This is a genomic window from Pseudomonas sp. Sample_23, from assembly GCF_004307595.1.
Taxonomy (GTDB): domain Bacteria; phylum Pseudomonadota; class Gammaproteobacteria; order Pseudomonadales; family Pseudomonadaceae; genus Aquipseudomonas; species Aquipseudomonas atacamensis.
On sequence record NZ_RCNX01000037.1, the window covers coordinates 26,494 to 42,681 of the forward strand.

General features: G+C 61.0%; 14 protein-coding genes. 8 read left to right on the forward strand and 6 right to left on the reverse strand.

Annotation, left to right across the window (positions count from 1 at the left end):
* Positions 1–32: 32 nt before the first annotated feature.
* From D8U82_RS09595 to D8U82_RS09605, 3 genes are all read right to left on the reverse strand, one after another.
* A complete protein-coding gene (locus tag D8U82_RS09595; RefSeq protein ID WP_016772906.1) occupies positions 33–1,157 on the reverse strand; it encodes an ABC transporter ATP-binding protein in 1,125 nt (374 codons plus the stop codon).
* Positions 1,158–1,490: 333 nt separating this feature from the next.
* Complete coding sequence (locus D8U82_RS09600; RefSeq protein ID WP_003228820.1) at positions 1,491–2,120, reverse strand: response regulator transcription factor; 630 nt, start codon at positions 2,118–2,120, stop codon at positions 1,491–1,493.
* A gap of 84 nt (positions 2,121–2,204) precedes the next feature.
* On the reverse strand, positions 2,205–4,601 hold the full coding sequence (locus tag D8U82_RS09605; protein WP_130902116.1) for a sensor histidine kinase: 2,397 nt from the start codon (positions 4,599–4,601) through the stop codon (positions 2,205–2,207).
* Between the two features lie 74 nt (positions 4,602–4,675).
* Between D8U82_RS09605 and D8U82_RS09610 the strand changes: the two genes are divergently transcribed.
* Positions 4,676–5,662 (forward strand): alpha/beta hydrolase family protein, encoded by a 987-nt coding sequence (locus tag D8U82_RS09610; RefSeq protein WP_130902117.1) that lies wholly within the window; start codon positions 4,676–4,678, stop codon positions 5,660–5,662.
* A 123-nt stretch (positions 5,663–5,785) separates the two neighbouring features.
* On the opposite strand, the gene D8U82_RS09615 is transcribed toward D8U82_RS09610, so the two are convergent.
* Genes D8U82_RS09615 through D8U82_RS09625 form a run of 3 tightly spaced genes read right to left on the reverse strand, consistent with a single transcriptional unit; the run spans position 5,786 to position 8,242 of the window.
* Positions 5,786–6,553, reverse strand: coding sequence for a TerB family tellurite resistance protein (locus D8U82_RS09615; protein WP_110603577.1), 768 nt, complete (start codon positions 6,551–6,553; stop codon positions 5,786–5,788).
* Position 6,554: 1 nt separating this feature from the next.
* On the reverse strand, positions 6,555–7,226 hold the full coding sequence (gene murU, locus D8U82_RS09620) for an N-acetylmuramate alpha-1-phosphate uridylyltransferase MurU (RefSeq protein ID WP_130902118.1): 672 nt from the start codon (positions 7,224–7,226) through the stop codon (positions 6,555–6,557).
* Positions 7,223–8,242 (reverse strand): phosphotransferase, encoded by a 1,020-nt coding sequence (locus D8U82_RS09625; protein ID WP_016772900.1) that lies wholly within the window; start codon positions 8,240–8,242, stop codon positions 7,223–7,225. The genes murU and D8U82_RS09625 overlap by 4 nt, the downstream gene beginning before the upstream one ends.
* A 130-nt stretch (positions 8,243–8,372) precedes the next feature.
* Between D8U82_RS09625 and D8U82_RS09630 the strand changes: the two genes are divergently transcribed.
* The 7 genes from D8U82_RS09630 to glpE all read left to right on the forward strand — a co-directional run bounded on the left by D8U82_RS09630 (position 8,373) and on the right by glpE (position 16,008).
* Positions 8,373–11,171, forward strand: a complete 2,799-nt coding sequence (locus tag D8U82_RS09630; RefSeq protein WP_130902119.1) for an LPS-assembly protein LptD — start codon at positions 8,373–8,375, stop codon at positions 11,169–11,171.
* Positions 11,146–12,468, forward strand: coding sequence for a peptidylprolyl isomerase SurA (gene surA / locus D8U82_RS09635; protein WP_177318478.1), 1,323 nt, complete (start codon positions 11,146–11,148; stop codon positions 12,466–12,468). Before D8U82_RS09630 ends, surA begins: the two co-directional genes overlap by 26 nt.
* Entirely contained in the window at positions 12,465–13,454 is a 990-nt protein-coding gene (pdxA, locus tag D8U82_RS09640; protein ID WP_016772897.1) for a 4-hydroxythreonine-4-phosphate dehydrogenase PdxA, read from the forward strand. Before surA ends, pdxA begins: the two co-directional genes overlap by 4 nt.
* A complete protein-coding gene (gene rsmA / locus D8U82_RS09645; protein ID WP_039757718.1) occupies positions 13,451–14,269 on the forward strand; it encodes a 16S rRNA (adenine(1518)-N(6)/adenine(1519)-N(6))-dimethyltransferase RsmA in 819 nt (272 codons plus the stop codon). Before pdxA ends, rsmA begins: the two co-directional genes overlap by 4 nt.
* A gap of 113 nt (positions 14,270–14,382) precedes the next feature.
* Positions 14,383–14,763: a Co2+/Mg2+ efflux protein ApaG gene (gene apaG, locus D8U82_RS09650; RefSeq protein WP_016772895.1), complete on the forward strand. Its 381-nt coding sequence runs from the start codon at positions 14,383–14,385 to the stop codon at positions 14,761–14,763.
* Positions 14,763–15,644 carry a symmetrical bis(5'-nucleosyl)-tetraphosphatase gene (locus D8U82_RS09655; RefSeq protein WP_130902120.1) on the forward strand — a complete coding sequence of 294 codons (882 nt, stop codon included), beginning with the start codon at positions 14,763–14,765 and terminating at the stop codon, positions 15,642–15,644. The genes apaG and D8U82_RS09655 overlap by 1 nt, the downstream gene beginning before the upstream one ends.
* A 34-nt stretch (positions 15,645–15,678) precedes the next feature.
* Positions 15,679–16,008 (forward strand): thiosulfate sulfurtransferase GlpE, encoded by a 330-nt coding sequence (gene glpE, locus D8U82_RS09660; RefSeq protein ID WP_056786663.1) that lies wholly within the window; start codon positions 15,679–15,681, stop codon positions 16,006–16,008.
* Positions 16,009–16,188 lie beyond the last annotated feature (180 nt).

Below are 16,188 nucleotides of genomic sequence, written 5' to 3' on the forward strand. Positions count from 1 at the left end.
GTGCAGGGTTGGTGTTGGTATTGCCGGGGCGCTTAGTGCGCCTCTAAAAGCGGATCGAGCGCACGAACGTGCTCGACCTGCCAGCCAAGCGGTACCACGTCGCCGACAGCAAGCGCGGGATCGAGCTCGGCAATCGGTTGTTTCACGAAGAAGTCGGTCTTGCCGCAGACTTCCAGGCGCACCCGGACGTGGTCGCCCAGATAGATGAATTCCGCCACCCTCCCTGAGAAGCGGTTGACGCATTGATCGCTCGAGCCGTTGAGGCTGACGCGCTCCGGACGGATCGACAGAGTCACCGGTTCGCCGGTCTGGCCAACGTTGACGGCCAGCGCCTCGACTTTTTCGCCACGCCCCAACTCGACCACGCAGCGCTCGCCACTCTGGCTGAGCAGGCGGCCGTTGAGGCGGTTGTTCTCGCCAATGAAGTTGGCGACAAAGGTGTTTTTCGGCTCTTCGTAAAGGGTGCGCGGCGGGGCGATCTGCTGGATTTCGCCCTGATGGAATACCGCCACGCGGTCGGACATGGTCAGCGCTTCACCCTGATCGTGGGTCACGTAGACCACGGTCACGCCGAGGCGCTGGTGCAGGTGTTTGATCTCCATCTGCATGTGTTCACGCAGTTGCTTGTCGAGGGCGCCCAGCGGCTCGTCCATCAACACCAGTTGCGGCTCGAACACCAGCGCGCGGGCCAGTGCCACACGCTGCTGCTGACCCCCGGACAACTGCGCCGGATAGCGCGAAGCGAAGGCATCGAGCTGAACCATGCTGAGGACTTTCTTCACCCGCTCGCTGACGTCGCTTTTGTTCAAGCCGCGCACGGTCAACGGGAAAGCAAGGTTCTCCGCGACAGTCATGTGCGGGAACAGCGCGTAGTTCTGGAACACCATGCCGATATCGCGCTTGTGCGGCGGCACGTTGTTGATCGAACGCCCGGACAGGAGGATTTCACCGGCGGTCGGCGTTTCGAACCCGGCGAGCATCATCAGGCTGGTGGTCTTGCCGGAACCGGACGGCCCGAGCAGGGTAAGAAATTCGCCCTTGCGAATGTCCAGGTTGAGGTCTTTGACGATCAGGTTCTCGCCGTCGTAGCTCTTCTGCACACCACGAAAGCTGACCAGCACATCACTGGTCCCTGCGCTTGTATCGACCTGGCTCATACCCACACCTTTGTTGTTGATGACTGCTTGTTCATCAAGCCTAGTGGCTGGCGGCGGCCACGAAAATCGGGGCGCAGGAGAGAATCGCTTAAGTGCAATGGAAGGTTGGGGGTAGGGATTGCCCTACAAGGATGGCGCGTTTGGGCAAACGCAGCGGCAAGGGGCAAGCTGCAAGCCGCTAGTAAAGGCAAAAGCGTCTGTCGCTAATGGATATGCCTACTCCGAACCTGTGGGAGCGAGCCTGCTCGCGAATGCGGTGGGTCATCAAACTGAATGGCTGACTGTTACGCCGCTTTCGCGAGCAGGCTCGCTCCCACATGAGGGCGGTGACGGTCAGAGGAGTTTGTGCTCCATCGCGTATTTCACCAGCTCCGCCAGGGAGGTGATGTTGAGCTTCTGCATCAGCCGCGCCTTGTGGGTGCTGATGGTCTTGCTGCTCAAGGCCAGTTGCTGGGCGATGTCGTTGACGTTGGCGCCCTGGGCCAGGCGTTCGAACACCGAGAATTCGCGTTCTGACAACAGCGAATGCAGCGGCCGGGTATCGGTCAGGCCGACTTCGAAGACCATGCGGTCGGCCAGTTCCGGGTCGATGTAACGCCCACCCGCCGCGACTTTGCGAATCGCCGTGAGCAGCAGCGCCGGATCGCTGTCCTTGGTCGCATACCCGGCCGCGCCGACCTTCAACGCGCGCGCGGCCATTTGCGCTTCGTCGTGCATCGACAGCACCAGAATCGCCGGCGGATTGTTCAGCGCCCGAATGCGCGGGATCGCTTCCAGGCCATTGACCCCGGGCATGGAGATATCCAGCAACACCACTTCGCACGGCACGCTGCGCAAGGTTTCGAGCAGTTGCTCACCATTGCTCGCCTCCCCCACGACTTGCAGATCCTTGGCCAGGCCGATCAATTGCTTGATGCCCTCGCGAACGATGGTGTGGTCTTCGGCTACCAGTACACGGATCACGTTCTTCTCCAGATTTCAGGTACACACCAATCCCTGTGGGAGCGAGCTTGCTCGCGAAGGCGCCAGTCCAGACACCGCAACATGTCAAACCTCACTCACCGGCACTCGCACCACCAGACTGGTGCCCTCCCCCGGCTCACTCAGCAGCTCCAGCCGCCCGCCCATGATCAGCACCCGCTCACGCATGCCGACCAGGCCAAACGACGTCGGCCTACCCTCGGCCGCGACAAATCCTACGCCATCATCGCTGACGGTCAGACACAATTCATCGCCCGCAAGCTCCAGCGTCAGCTCCACCGTGTGCGCCTGAGCATGGCGCATCACGTTGGTCAGCGCCTCCTGCAAAATCCGGAACAGCCCCACCGCTTTGGCATCGCTGAGTGCCGGCAGGTTGTCCGGCACCTGCACCAGACACGGTATCTGTGTGCGCGCCTCGAAACGCCGAGCCTGCCACTCGATGGCCGAGGCAATCCCGGCATCAAGGATCGGCGGGCGCAACGCCGTCGCCACATCGCGTACCAGCTGAAACAACTGCGCGATCAGGCGTTTCATGCTGTTGAGCCGCTCGTTGAGTCCCGGATCAAGCTGCGCGTAGGCCAATTCGCACATCGATGTCTCCAGTTTCAGCACGGTGAGCATCTGCCCCAACTCATCATGAACTTCCCGGGCAATGCGCGCCTTCTCTTCTTCACGCACGCTTTCCAGGTGCGCCGACAGTTCACGCAGTTGCTCGCGCGAGGCCGCCAGTTCCAGCTCGATGCGTTTGCTTTCGCTGATGTCCCAGACGATGCCGTCCCACACATAGGCGCCGTCCTCCAGCTGGCGGGTGATCGCCTTGATCTCGGCCCAGCGCTGCTCCCCCTGGCGCGTGACGATGCGGCCCTGCCACGACCAGTCGCTGTCAGTGTCCAGCGCCTGATCCTGGGTGCGGTGATAACTGGCCTTGTCGTCGGGGTGCACGAGGCTGCGCAAGCCCATGTCGCGATGAGCGATGGTTGCCGGCGCATAACCGACCAGACTTTCGCTGCCCTCGCTGATGTAGGCAAAGTCGATCTGCCCGGTGACCGGTGCCCGCTCCAGCCTGAACACCAGACCCGGAACGTTGGCGGCGATGCCTTGCAGGCGCGCCTCGCTTTCCTGCAAAGCGGCGAGCGCGCGGCGGCGATCGGTGACGTCGGTGAGGTAGACCACCAGATATTCACTGTCGCGAAAACGCAGGAAGCTCAGGGAAACGTCCGCCGGCAGCACACTGCCATCGGCGCGCAGGCAACTGGTTTCGAAGCTCAAGGGCCCTTCTTCACTGGCCCGTGCACGCTTCCACAGATTGAGCCAGCGATCCATGTGCAGGCCGGGCTCGAAATCGATCAGCGGCCGCTCGATCAGCCCGCCCGAGGGATAGCCGAGCATGTTTTCCGCCGCGCGGTTGGCGTAGCGCACATGGCTGTCCCAATTGACCCAGAGAATGCCAACGGTGCTTTGGTCGATGGAAAACTGCGTCAGTCGCAGCGCCTCTTCACTGGCCGCGCGCAACGCAATGTCTTCGCGGGCGCTGAGCAGGCGTTGTTCGAGGCTGTGCTGTTGGCGACGCTGCCACGCCACGATCGCCGCGCAACTGAGCAGCATCACCGCGAACAACAGACTGAGGTTCTGCCAGAACCCCGGCGATTCGGTCAGCCGTGGGTATTTCGGCTGCAGCCATTGGTTGTGCAATTGTTCCAGATCCTTGGCCGGGATCGCGCGCAAGGCGCTCTGGACGATGCCGGCCAGTTCCGGCCAATCGCGCCGCGAGGCCACACGCAGCAACTGCGGCAGGCCGATATCGCCAACCACCACCAGTTCGGCAAACTCCGGCTCCACCGACAGACGCCCCAACTGCGCTTCGTCGACCACCGCGTAGGAGGCTTGCTGACTCAACAGCAGTTGCAAGGCCTGACGTTCCAATGGCACGCCTTGCAAATTCAAGTGCGGATAGTTGCTGCGCAGATAGTCGGCAGTGCTGCTCGGCATGCGCACGGCGACGCGGGTCTGGCTGTCGAGCTTTTCCAGATCGACCGCGCCGCTGCTTTTCTGGTCGCTGACCACCAGTTGCGGCACGCGCATGTAGGGGTCGGAAAACTGCCAGAGGCGCAGCGCGCTCGGGGTCTGGCTGAGGCCCGGGGCGATGTCGATCTCGCCCTCGCGCAAAGCGTTTTCCAATGCTCCCAGATCCTGAAAGTTGCGCCAGCTCAGTTCCACGCCGAGGGTTTTGGCCAGCAGTTTCATCAACTCGACATTGGCCCCGGACAATCGCTGCAGGCGCCGATCGTAGGTCGCGTAGGGCGCCTGCAACACCAGGCCGACGCGCAATTCGTTGTGCTGCGCCAGCCATTGCTGCTGCTCTGGCGACAATTGCGCGGCATGATCCGGTGGCGCAGGCGCCGCCCAGCCCATCAAGGGAATCCACAAACAGCCGATAACCCACAGGCAGCAAAATCGCTTCATTGAAGTCTCATACACTGACAAATTCTGACCAACCCATTAGGCTGCCGGGATACTTTTCTGGCCTGGAATAACCGATGCCCTCTGTCTACCGCCTGGCACTGCCAGCATTGTGCCTGTCGCTGATCCTGCCTTGTGCGTTTTCCGTCGAAGCCGCCAACCCGGCGCCTGCCGCCACGGATAAACCCGCCGAAGAAAAACCGGCCGAGCGCCAGCCAATGCTTGAGCGTAGTCAGGAAGAGGCCGCCGCACTGCAACGTAAACTGCCGGCGCAAGAGCAGCAACAACTGCAGGCTGGCAGCGACACTTTCCTCGCCCTGTGGAAACCGGCCAACAGCGCCGAGCCAAAAGGCGCGGTGATCATTGTTCCCGGTGCCGGCGAAACCGCTGACTGGCCGCAGGCAATCGGCCCGTTGCGACGCAAACTGCCGGACGTCGAGTGGAGCAGCCTGAGTATCACCCTGCCGGATCTGCAAGGCGACGCCATTGCTCCGCGCGTAATCGAACCGACCGCCGCGCCGAAAGCCCCGGAAACCGCAAGCAAAGACGCCACCACCGCACAACCGATCGAACAAGCCGCTGGCGGTGAAGCGGAAGTTGCCGAACAGGTGGTCGCCGAAACCAGCGAAGAACAGGCCAAAGCCGATGCCGATCGCATCTTCGGGCGCATCGACGCAGCGATTGCCTACGCCGAACAGCAGAGCGCGCGCAGCATTGTCGTGCTCGGCCACGGCACCGGCGCTTATTGGGCGGCGCGTTTTCTCAGCGAGCGGCAGACGCCGCAGGTGGAAAAACTGGTGATGGTTGACGCGCAAGCACCAGCCAAAGCCCTGCCGCCACTCGCCGAACTGACGCCGACGCTGAAGCTGCCGACTGTGGATATTTTCTACATGGACAAAGCGCTGGATCGCAACGCGGCGCTGGAGCGCATGCAGGCGAGCAAGCGCCTGAAGACCTCGGCGTTCAGCCAAGTGGCGCTGAAGGTGTTGCCGGACAAAAAGGCCGAGCAGGAACAATTGTTTCGGCGGGTGCGGGGCTGGTTGAATCCTCAGGCTGTTGACTGACTGTCACACCGAGTCGCCCTAAATTCGCGAGCAGGCTCGCTCCCACATTGGATCTATGCAAAATTCAATGTGGGAGCGGGCCTGCTCGCGAAGAGAGCCGCACAAACAACAACCCTCTAACGCCTAGCGAAAATCCCGCCGCTCGCGAATCAGCGTATAAGCGCTATGCAATTCCCGCGTCCGCTCGGTCGCCTCACGTACCTGCGCCGGGGTCGCGCCGCTGCCGGCGATCTTGTCCGGGTGATGGCGACTGAGCAACCGTCGGTAAGCGCGCTTGATCTGCGCCGGCTCGCTGCTCGCCGACACCCCAAGCAACTTCATTGCCTCCTGGTAACTCACTGCCGCACTGACGATCGGCCGCTTGCCCGGCTCGTAATCGCTGGCCAATGCCTGCACCTGCTGCGCCGTCCAGCCGAGCCATTTGCCCCACTGCGCCAGCAACTCGCGTTCGCTGACCCCGGCGCGACCATCAGCCCAGACCATTCGCCAACAGGCACGCAACACTCCTTCGGCCGCGTGCGGTTGCGCACTCAAACGACGCAGATAGCCGCGCAGATTGTCGCTGCCGGACTTGCCGCGATTGAATGCAGCAATGGCCCGCCGTGTCGCCGGCTCGCTCATTTCCAGCGCGCGCATTTCGTTGCGCGCCTGCTGGATATGCCCGTCAGTGACGCGCCCGTCGCTCTTGGCCAGACGCCCGAGCAACACGAACAGCAGTTCGTCGTTGCGCAGCATCGGCCGGCCGCCGAGCTTTTCGCGCAAGTGTCCCCAGCTCTGCAAGTGCAGGCGCCGATCCAGCGCCTGCCCCAACAACGCCCCAAGCATGGCCCCCGGAATGCTGGCAATCGCGTACCCCACTCCGGCTCCAATCAGAGTCCCTGGCCACAGCATCTCAGCGACTCGCTTCTATCAAGGCTTCGGCTTCGGCCAGACGCTCGTAGGTACCAACATCTACCCAATGCCCCTTCAACCGCTCGCCCGTCACTTCACCTTTGGCCATGGCGTTGCGTAGCAGCGGCGCGAGCTTGAACGCGCCATCGCTGCAACCATCGAACAACTGCGGATGCAGCACGGCGATGCCGCTGTAAGTCAGCGTCTGCGCATCAGGCTCGCCGTCCTGCACTTTGCCGTCGATGAGAGTGAAGTCGCCTTTCGGGTGATGCGGCGGATTGTCGGCCAGCACCAGATGCGCCAGGCCATTGATCGGCTGGTGCAGCACGCTGAAGTCGTAATCGGTCCAGATGTCGCCGTTGACCACCAGAAACGCATCGTCATCCAGTAACGACAGCGCACGGAAAATCCCGCCACCGGTCTCCAGCGGCTCGCCTTCCGGCGAGTACTGAATACTCAGGCCGAAACGCGAACCGTCGCCCAGATGATCCTCGATCTGCTGACCGAGCCAGGCGTGGTTGATGACGATTTCGGTGAAACCTGCGGCCGCGAGGGCGCGCAGGTGATACTCGATCAGCGGCACGCCAGCGGCACGCACCAGCGGTTTCGGCGTGGTCAGGGTCAGCGGGCGCATGCGCTCGCCTTTGCCCGCTGCCAGAATCATTGCCTTCATGCCGTCGCTCCAGCACGCAAGCTGCTGAACAGCGCTTGCAGTTCCGCCAGTTCAGGACGGCGGGCGATCACTGCTTCTATATAAGAGAAGAAGCGCGGCACATCGGCCAGATAGCGTGGCTTGCCATCGCGATGGCAGATACGCGCGAAGATGCCGATGACTTTCAGGTGACGCTGCACGCCCATCAGGTCGCTGGCGCGCAGGAAGTCTTCGAAATCCGCCTGCACCGGAATGTCCAGTGCCGAGGCCTGCTGCCAGTAACTTTCCAGCCAGCCGCGTACACGTTCTTCCGGCCAGCTGAGGAAAGCATCCTTGAACAGGCATGTCACGTCGTAGGTCACCGGGCCGTAAACCGCGTCCTGAAAGTCCAGCACGCCGGGGTTGGGCTCGCTGAGCATCAGGTTGCGCGGCATGTAGTCGCGGTGCACCAGCACTTTCGGCTGCGCCAGCGCGCTGTCGATCAGCAACTCGCTGATGTGCTGCCATTGTTGCTGCTGGGCCGCATCGAACTCGACGCCCAGCTCGCGCTTGACGTACCACTCGGGGAACAATTCAAGCTCGCGACGCAACAAGGCGACGTCGTAACTGGGCAACGGCGCAACCATCGGCAACTGTTGAAAAGCCAACAGCGCTTGCAGGGCATCGTGGAATAACGCGTCGGCATTTTCGCCATCGATCACGTCGAGATAGGTCTTGTTGCCCAGGTCATTGAGCAAAAGAAAACCGCGTTCTAGGTCTTCGGCGTAAATTTTCGGCACATTAATTCCGGATTTCGCCAGCAAAAAAGCGATATCCACGAACGGTTTGCAGTTTTCCTGGGGCGGCGGCGCGTCCATCACGACGAAGCTGCGGCCATCGCCCTCCCAGCGGAAGTAGCGGCGAAAACTCGCGTCGCTGCTGGCCGCGGTCAACGTGGCCGGGGGCACGGTGCCCCAGCCCTGCTCGGCAAACAGCTTTGCCAACTGCTCATCGAGCCAAACTTTCAGGTGTTGCAAGCGTACATCTTGGTCAGGCATTGCAAGGGTCTCCGACGGCGCTAGCCGTCAAGCGGGTCATGCTTTATTATCCAGCATCTTTTTCAGACCATCGAGAGGCGTGCGGCCCACACCGCGGGCAGATGGCACGCAGGAAGCCCGGACTAATAAGATGGCATTGAAATCCCCCGCGTTTCGTAAAAAATTTCCGTTGTTGGTAACCGGCAGTCTGCTGGCTATGCAACCTCTGGCCAGTCAATTCGTTGTTGCCGCCGAGCAGTATGACTGCTCCGTCTCGGCTACGGGTGGCTGGGACTGTGCGCCCAAGTCGCCCGCCGCGGCATTGCCGCCGCGCCCGGTGCATGACGGCAGTGCCGTCAGCTCTGCTGGCGAGGCCCCGGCCGACAACGGTTCCGGCGCAGAGACCGGTGCAAAAACCGCATTGGTCACTGAGTCCAAGGGCCGCGGCCTGAAATCCCGTAGCGAAGACTACAGTCACCTCGACTGGGTTCCGCGCGAGAAGCTCACCGCCGCCCAATTGGCCGAGACCGGTCCTTACTGCTCTGGTTCCTATATCGAACCGATTCGTCCTGGCATGAATGACAAGACGAATAAAAGTGACGCGCCGACCTTCATCGGTGCCAAAGCGTCGCGTTACGAGCAGGACACGCAAGTCGCCAGCCTCGCCGGTGACGTGGTCATGCGGCAGGGCAGCATGCAGGTCGAAGCCGACGAGGCCAATCTGTATCAGGCCGAGAGCCGTGGCGAACTGGCCGGCAACGTGCGCATCCGCGACAACGGCGCGCTGATCGTCGGCGACCACGCCGATGTGCAGCTCGACACCGGTGAAGCCAAGGTCGACAACGCCGAATACGTGATGCACAAATCGCGCATCCGCGGTAACGCGCTGTATGCCAAGCGTGCCGAAAACGCGATCATCCGCTTGAAGGACGGCACGTACACCACGTGCGAACCGAACAGCAACGCCTGGCAGCTCAAGGGCAACAACATCACCTTGAACCCGGCGACCGGTTTCGGCACCGCGACCAACGTGACGTTGCGCGTCAAAGACATCCCGATTCTGTACACCCCGTACATCTACTTCCCGATCGACGACCGTCGCCAGTCAGGTTTCCTGCCGCCGACCATCGGTTCGGGCAGCGACACCGGCTTCATGCTGGTCACTCCTTACTACTTCAACCTGGCGCCGAACTACGACGCCACGTTGTACCCGCGCTACATGAGCAAGCGCGGCATGCTGGTGGAGGGCGAGTTCCGCTACCTGACCAAGTCGAGTGAAGGTCAGTTCGGTGCGGCGTATCTCAACGATGAGAACGACGATCGCAAGCTTCAGTCTGACTACAAAGACACTCGCTATATGTACAACTGGCAGCACAAGGGCGGTCTCGATTCCCGCGTGCTCACAGAAGTTGATTACACCAAGATCAGCGATCCGTATTACTTCCAGGATCTGCAGACTGATCAGATTGGTGTGAAGAGCGATGATTACGTCAACCAACAAGGCGCAGTGACGTATCGTGGCGACAGCTACATTGCGCGACTGAATGCTCAGCAATATCAGCTGGCTACCGTTTCCAACATCACACCGTACGGTCGTCTGCCGCAGATCACCTTCAATGGTCAGCTGCCGTACCATCCGGAAGGTCTGAATTTCGATTACGAGACCGAGCTGGTTCGTTTCGATCGCGATCTACGTGATGGTGACTTCATCAATGAAGATGGCATTGCCGAACGTCGTCTGGACACAAACATCACCGGTCTGGCTCGCGCTAACGGTGATCGCCTGAATCTGAAGCCGGGCGTCAGCCTGCCGATGAACTGGACGTATGGTTTCCTCAAACCATCGTTGAAGTATCAGTACACGCAGTATCAGCTTGATCTGGACAGTACCGGTAAATCGCAGATCGATGCGATGACCGCAGAACAGAAGAAGCTCAACGGCGAATTCGATAGCAATCAGAACCGCGGTGTTCCGATCGCCAGCATCGACAGCGGCCTGTACTTCGACCGCAACACGTCGTACTTCGGCAAAAACTACCGTCAGACCCTGGAACCGCGCCTGTTCTACCTCTATGTCCCTGAGGTTGATCAGGAAGACATTCCAGTATTCGACACCAGCGAAACGACGTTCAACTACTCGTCGCTCTTCCGTGACAACCGCTTTACCGGCTCCGACCGTGTCGGTGACGAGAACAAGCTGTCTCTGGGCGTGACCAGTCGCTGGATCGAAGACAACGGTTTCGAGCGTCAGCGCATCAGCGTCGGCCAGGCTCTGTACTTCAAGGATCGCAAGGTCCAACTGCCGGGTATCGCTTTCAACGATCGTGACGACGCGAAATCCGACGTTTCGCCATACGCGCTGGAATACGAATACCGCTGGAACCGCGACTGGCGCACTACTGCCGACTATAACTGGGACCCGGACAGCCGCAGCCCGCGCTCTGGCAGCGCGATGTTCCACTACCAGCCGGAAGACAACCCGAACAAGGTCGTCAACGTCGGTTACCGCTATCGTAACGACCAGGTTCGTTACGACCAGAACACCGGTCGCTGGACTGTGGGCGGTGGCGACTATGGCACCCCGGGCCAACCTGGCTACGTGAAGGACTACTACAAGATCCAGCAGCATGACTTCTCGGTCATCTGGCCGATCGTTCCGCAGTGGAACGCTATCAGCCGCTGGCAGTACGACTACAACCGCAATCGCACGCTGGAAGCTTTCGGTGGTTTCGAATACGACAACTGCTGCTGGAAACTGCGCCTGATCAACCGTTACTGGGTTTCCTATGACGAGTTCAGCCAGGAAGCTCCGCAAAACGAAAAAGGCGACCATGGCGTCTTCCTCCAAATTGTTCTGAAGGGACTCGGCGGCCTGACTGGCGCCAAGGTAGAGAGCTTCCTCGACAAAGGCATTCAAGGTTATCGTGAACGTGAAGACCAAGCTTTCTGATTGTCTGCGCCCGGTGCTGCTGGGCGCGCTGTTCCTGGGTACGGCGGCCAACGCCGCCGTACAGTCCATCGATAAAGTGGTGGCGATCGTCGATAACGACGTGGTCATGCAGAGCCAACTGGACCAGCGCGTTCACGAAGTTCAGCAGACCATCGCCAAGCGCGGTGGCGGTCTGCCGCCTCCGGGCGTGCTCGATCAGCAAGTGCTCGAGCGCCTGATCGTCGAAAACCTGCAACTGCAGATCGGCGAACGCTCGGGCATCCGCATCACTGACGAAGAGTTGAACCAGGCTGTCGGCACCATCGCCCAGCGCAACAACATGACTGTTGATCAGTTCCGTGCTGCGCTGGCTCGCGATGGCCTGAACTATGACGACGCCCGTGATCAGATCAAGCGCGAAATGATCATCAGCCGTGTGCGTCAGCGTCGCGTGGCAGAACGCATTCAGGTTTCCGAGCAGGAAGTGAAGAACTTCCTCGCCTCTGACCTCGGCAAGATGCAGCTGTCCGAAGAACTGCACCTGGCCAACATCCTGATTCCGACCCCGGAAAGCGCCAACTCTGAAGCGATTCAGAGCGCTTATCGTCAGGCCATGGATGTTTACCAACAGCTCAAGCAAGGCGCTGACTTCGGTCAGATGGCCGTGGCCAAATCCGGCAGCGACAACGCGCTGGAAGGCGGCGACATGGGCTGGCGTAAAGCCGCGCAACTGCCGCCGCCGTTCGATCGTGAATTGAGCAGCATGGCCGTTGGCGACATTACTCAGCCTGCGCGTACACCGGGCGGCTTCATCATTCTGAAGCTGCTGGGCAAACGTGGCGGCGAAGCGCAGATGCGCGACGAAGTGCATGTGCGTCACATTCTGGTCAAGCCGAGCCCGATCCGCGACGAAGCCAAGACCAAGGCACTGGTGCAATCGTTGTATGACCGCATCACCGCCGGCGAAGACTTTGCCGAACTGGCGAAAAACTACTCGGAAGATCCGGGTTCCGCCCTTAACGGCGGCGACCTGAACTGGATCGACCCGAACGTGCTGGTCCCGGAATTCCGCGAAGTGATGGCTTCGACCCCGCAAGGTCAGCTGTCCAAGCCATTCCAGACCCAATACGGCTGGCACGTGCTGGAAGTCCTTGGCCGTCGCGCCACTGACGGCACCGAACAGGCCCGTGAGCAGCAAGCAATGACCGTACTGCGGAACCGCAAATACGACGAAGAGCTGCAGACCTGGCTGCGTCAGATCCGTGACGAAGCATACGTAGAGATCAAACTTCCTGGTGCAGACCAGGCAGCGCAGTGAAACCCAAGCGTTTCGCGCTGACACCCGGCGAACCGGCCGGCATCGGTCCCGACCTGTGCCTGCTGCTCGCTTCGCAAGCCCAGCCACATCCCCTGATTGCCATCACCAGCCGCGACCTGCTCCTTGAGCGGGCCGCGCAGCTGGGGCTGGCCGTCAGTCTGCTGGATGTCGCGCCGGGGCAGTGGCCAGATGTTCCAGCGCCGGCCAACAGCCTGTACGTCTGGGACACGCCGCTCAGCGCACCGGTAATCGCCGGGCAACTGGACAAGGCCAACGCGGCATTCGTCCTCGAAACCTTGACCCGCGCCGGCAACGGCTGCCTGAATGGCGACTTCGCCGGGATGATCACTGCGCCGGTACACAAAGGTGTGATCAACGAGTCGGGCATCGCATTCTCTGGACACACTGAGTTTCTCGCCGACCTGACGCACACCGCGCAAGTAGTGATGATGCTGGCCACTCGCGGTTTGCGCGTGGCGCTGGTCACCACGCATCTGCCTCTGCGCGAGATTGCCGACGCGATCACCCCGGAACGGCTGGAGCGCGTAACGCGAATCCTGCACGCCGACCTGCAAGACAAATTCGGCATCGCCCGGCCACGCATCCTGGTCTGCGGACTCAACCCGCACGCCGGTGAAGGCGGCCACCTGGGCCATGAAGAAATCGACATCATCGAACCGACATTAGAGCGCCTGCGCGGCGAGGGCATGGACCTTCGTGGCCCGCTGCCTGCCGACACTCTGTTTACCCCCAAATATCTGGAGCACTGCGACGCAGTGCTGGCGATGTACCACGACCAGGGCTTGCCCGTGCTCAAGTACAAAGGCTTCGGCGCTGCCGTCAACGTGACGCTGGGCCTGCCGATCATCCGCACCTCGGTCGACCATGGCACCGCCCTGGATCTGGCCGGCAGCGGCAGGATCGACACCGGCAGCCTGCAAGTCGCCCTGGAAACCGCCTACCAGATGGCCGAGACCCGTTTATGAACGAGCAATACCAACACAAGGCGCGCAAACGCTTTGGTCAGAACTTCCTCCACGATGCCGGCGTTATCGACCGCATTCTGCGCTCCATCCACGCCAAGGCTGACGATCGCCTGCTGGAAATCGGCCCCGGTCAGGGTGCGCTGACCCAAGGTTTGCTGGGCTCCGGCGCGCAACTCGACGTAGTGGAGCTGGACAAGGATCTGATCCCGATCCTCAACCAGCAGTTTGCCGGCATGAGCAATTTCAACCTGCATCAGGGCGATGCGCTGAAGTTCGACTTCAATACGCTGAATGCCGCGCCGAACAGCCTGCGGGTGGTTGGCAATCTGCCGTACAACATCTCCACGCCGCTGATTTTTCACCTGCTGAACAACGCCGGCATCATTCGTGACATGCACTTCATGTTGCAGAAAGAAGTGGTCGAGCGTCTGGCAGCAGGCCCTGGTGGCGGTGATTGGGGTCGTCTGTCGATCATGGTTCAGTATCACTGCCGTGTAGAACATCTGTTCAACGTCGGCCCAGGCGCATTCAATCCGCCGCCGAAAGTCGATTCGGCGATCGTTCGTCTCGTGCCGCACGCGGTACTGCCGCACCCGGCCAAGGATCACAAGCTGCTGGAGCGCGTGGTACGCGAAGCCTTCAATCAGCGCCGCAAAACCTTGCGCAATACCCTCAAGCAATTGCTCAGCAATGCCGAAATCGAAGCCGCCGGCGTCGATGGCAGCCTGCGTCCCGAGCAGCTGGATCTGGCTGCATTCGTGCGCCTGGCCGACCAGCTCGCGATACAGGTCCCGGCAGCTCCCGCCGCCGACTGACCCGCGATGAACGCTATCGGGCAGCACACCACTCTGGTTTACTGCCCGATACTTGCCTAGACTGATTCCCCATCAGCTACGCCCCGCGTTCCGCTTCGTTAAGGCCCTCTTGCATGTCCGATTCCCGTTATCAGGTCGATGTCAGCGTCGTCACCCATTATCTGGCAGACCAATCGCAACCCGAACACGACCGTTTCGCCTTCGCCTACACCATCACCGTACAGAACAACGGCGAGATTGCGGCCAAGCTTCTGTCCCGGCACTGGGTGATTACCGACGGTGACGGCCATGTCGAACACGTGCGCGGTGAAGGCGTCGTCGGCCAGCAACCGTTGATCGATGCAGGCAAGAGCCACACGTATACCAGCGGCACGGTGATGACCACCAAGGTCGGCACCATGCAAGGCTCCTATCAGATGCTCGCCGACGACGGCAAACGTTTCGATGCGACCATCAAACCGTTTCGCCTCGCCGTACCCGGAGCCCTGCACTGATGACGACTTACGCCGTCGGTGACCTGCAAGGCTGCCTCGAACCGCTCAAGTGCCTGCTCAAGCAAGTTGCCTTCGACCCGGTGCTGGATCGGCTATGGCTGGTCGGCGATCTGGTCAACCGCGGCCCGCAGTCGCTGGAAACCCTGCGCTTTCTCTACGAGATGCGCGAGTCGCTGGTCTGTGTCCTCGGCAATCACGATTTGCATCTGCTGGCCGCCGCGAAAAAGATCGAGCGCTTGAAGAAAAGCGACACCTTGCGCGAAATCATCGAGGCCCCCGACGGCCCGCAATTGATGGAATGGCTGCGCCAGCAGAAGCTGATGCATTACGACGAAACACGCGATGTTGCGATGGTCCATGCTGGCATCCCGCCGCAATGGTCGCTGCGCCGTGCGTTGAAGTGCGCCGCCGAAGTCGAGACCGCCCTGCGTGACGACAACGTGTTCCCCGCCTACCTTGACGGCATGTACGGCAACGAGCCGGCAAAATGGGACAACGACCTCAAAGGCATTGATCGCCTGCGGGTGATCACCAATTACTTCACGCGCATGCGCTTTTGCACCGCCGAGGGCAAGCTCGACCTCAAAAGCAAGGAAGGCCTCGACAGCGCCCCACCCGGCTACAGGCCGTGGTTTCAGCACAAGGAGCGCAAGACCAAAGGCCTGCGCATCATCTTCGGTCACTGGGCCGCGCTTGAGGGCAATATCCACGAGCCGGGCATTTCCGCGCTGGACACCGGATGCGTATGGGGCGGCAGCCTGACGCTGATGAACGTCGACAGCGGCGAACGCCTGTCATGCAAATGCGACGAGCACGGCGGGCTTGCGCCATCAGTCGCCCCACTCACCCCCAACGATTCGCCCGTCAACGCCTCGCGTTAGACTGCGCCTTCAGTAGAGCAACAGGTACTTTGTCATGACCGAATTCAAACGAATCCCCCCGGAACAGGCGCAGGCCCTGCGTGAACAGGGCGCAGTCGTAGTCGACGTACGCGATCCGGCGACCTTTGCCGCGCTGCATATCAGCGGCTCCAAACATCTCGACAACCATTCCCTGCACGCTTTCATTCAAGGCGCCGACCTCGATGCACCGACCGTCGTGGTGTGCTACCACGGCAATTCCAGCCAAGGCGCAGCCGCCTATCTGGTCGGCCAGGGCTTCTCCGACGTCTACAGCATGGATGGCGGTTTCGAGCTATGGCGTACGACCTATCCTTCGGAAACCGCGCAAGGCACCGACGAATAATTTTTTTGCGCGGTGCAGGCCCCGGCTGCCGTGGGCCTGCGCGCGGCAGACGAACGGTCTGCCACAACTAATTACGTATCTCGCCTTTACCTCTCGAATTCCCAACTATCCTTAAGCGCAGGCCATCCAAAACAGGGGAGAGCCGGTACACCGGCGCGCGGGTCATCGGGAGTAGCTTTC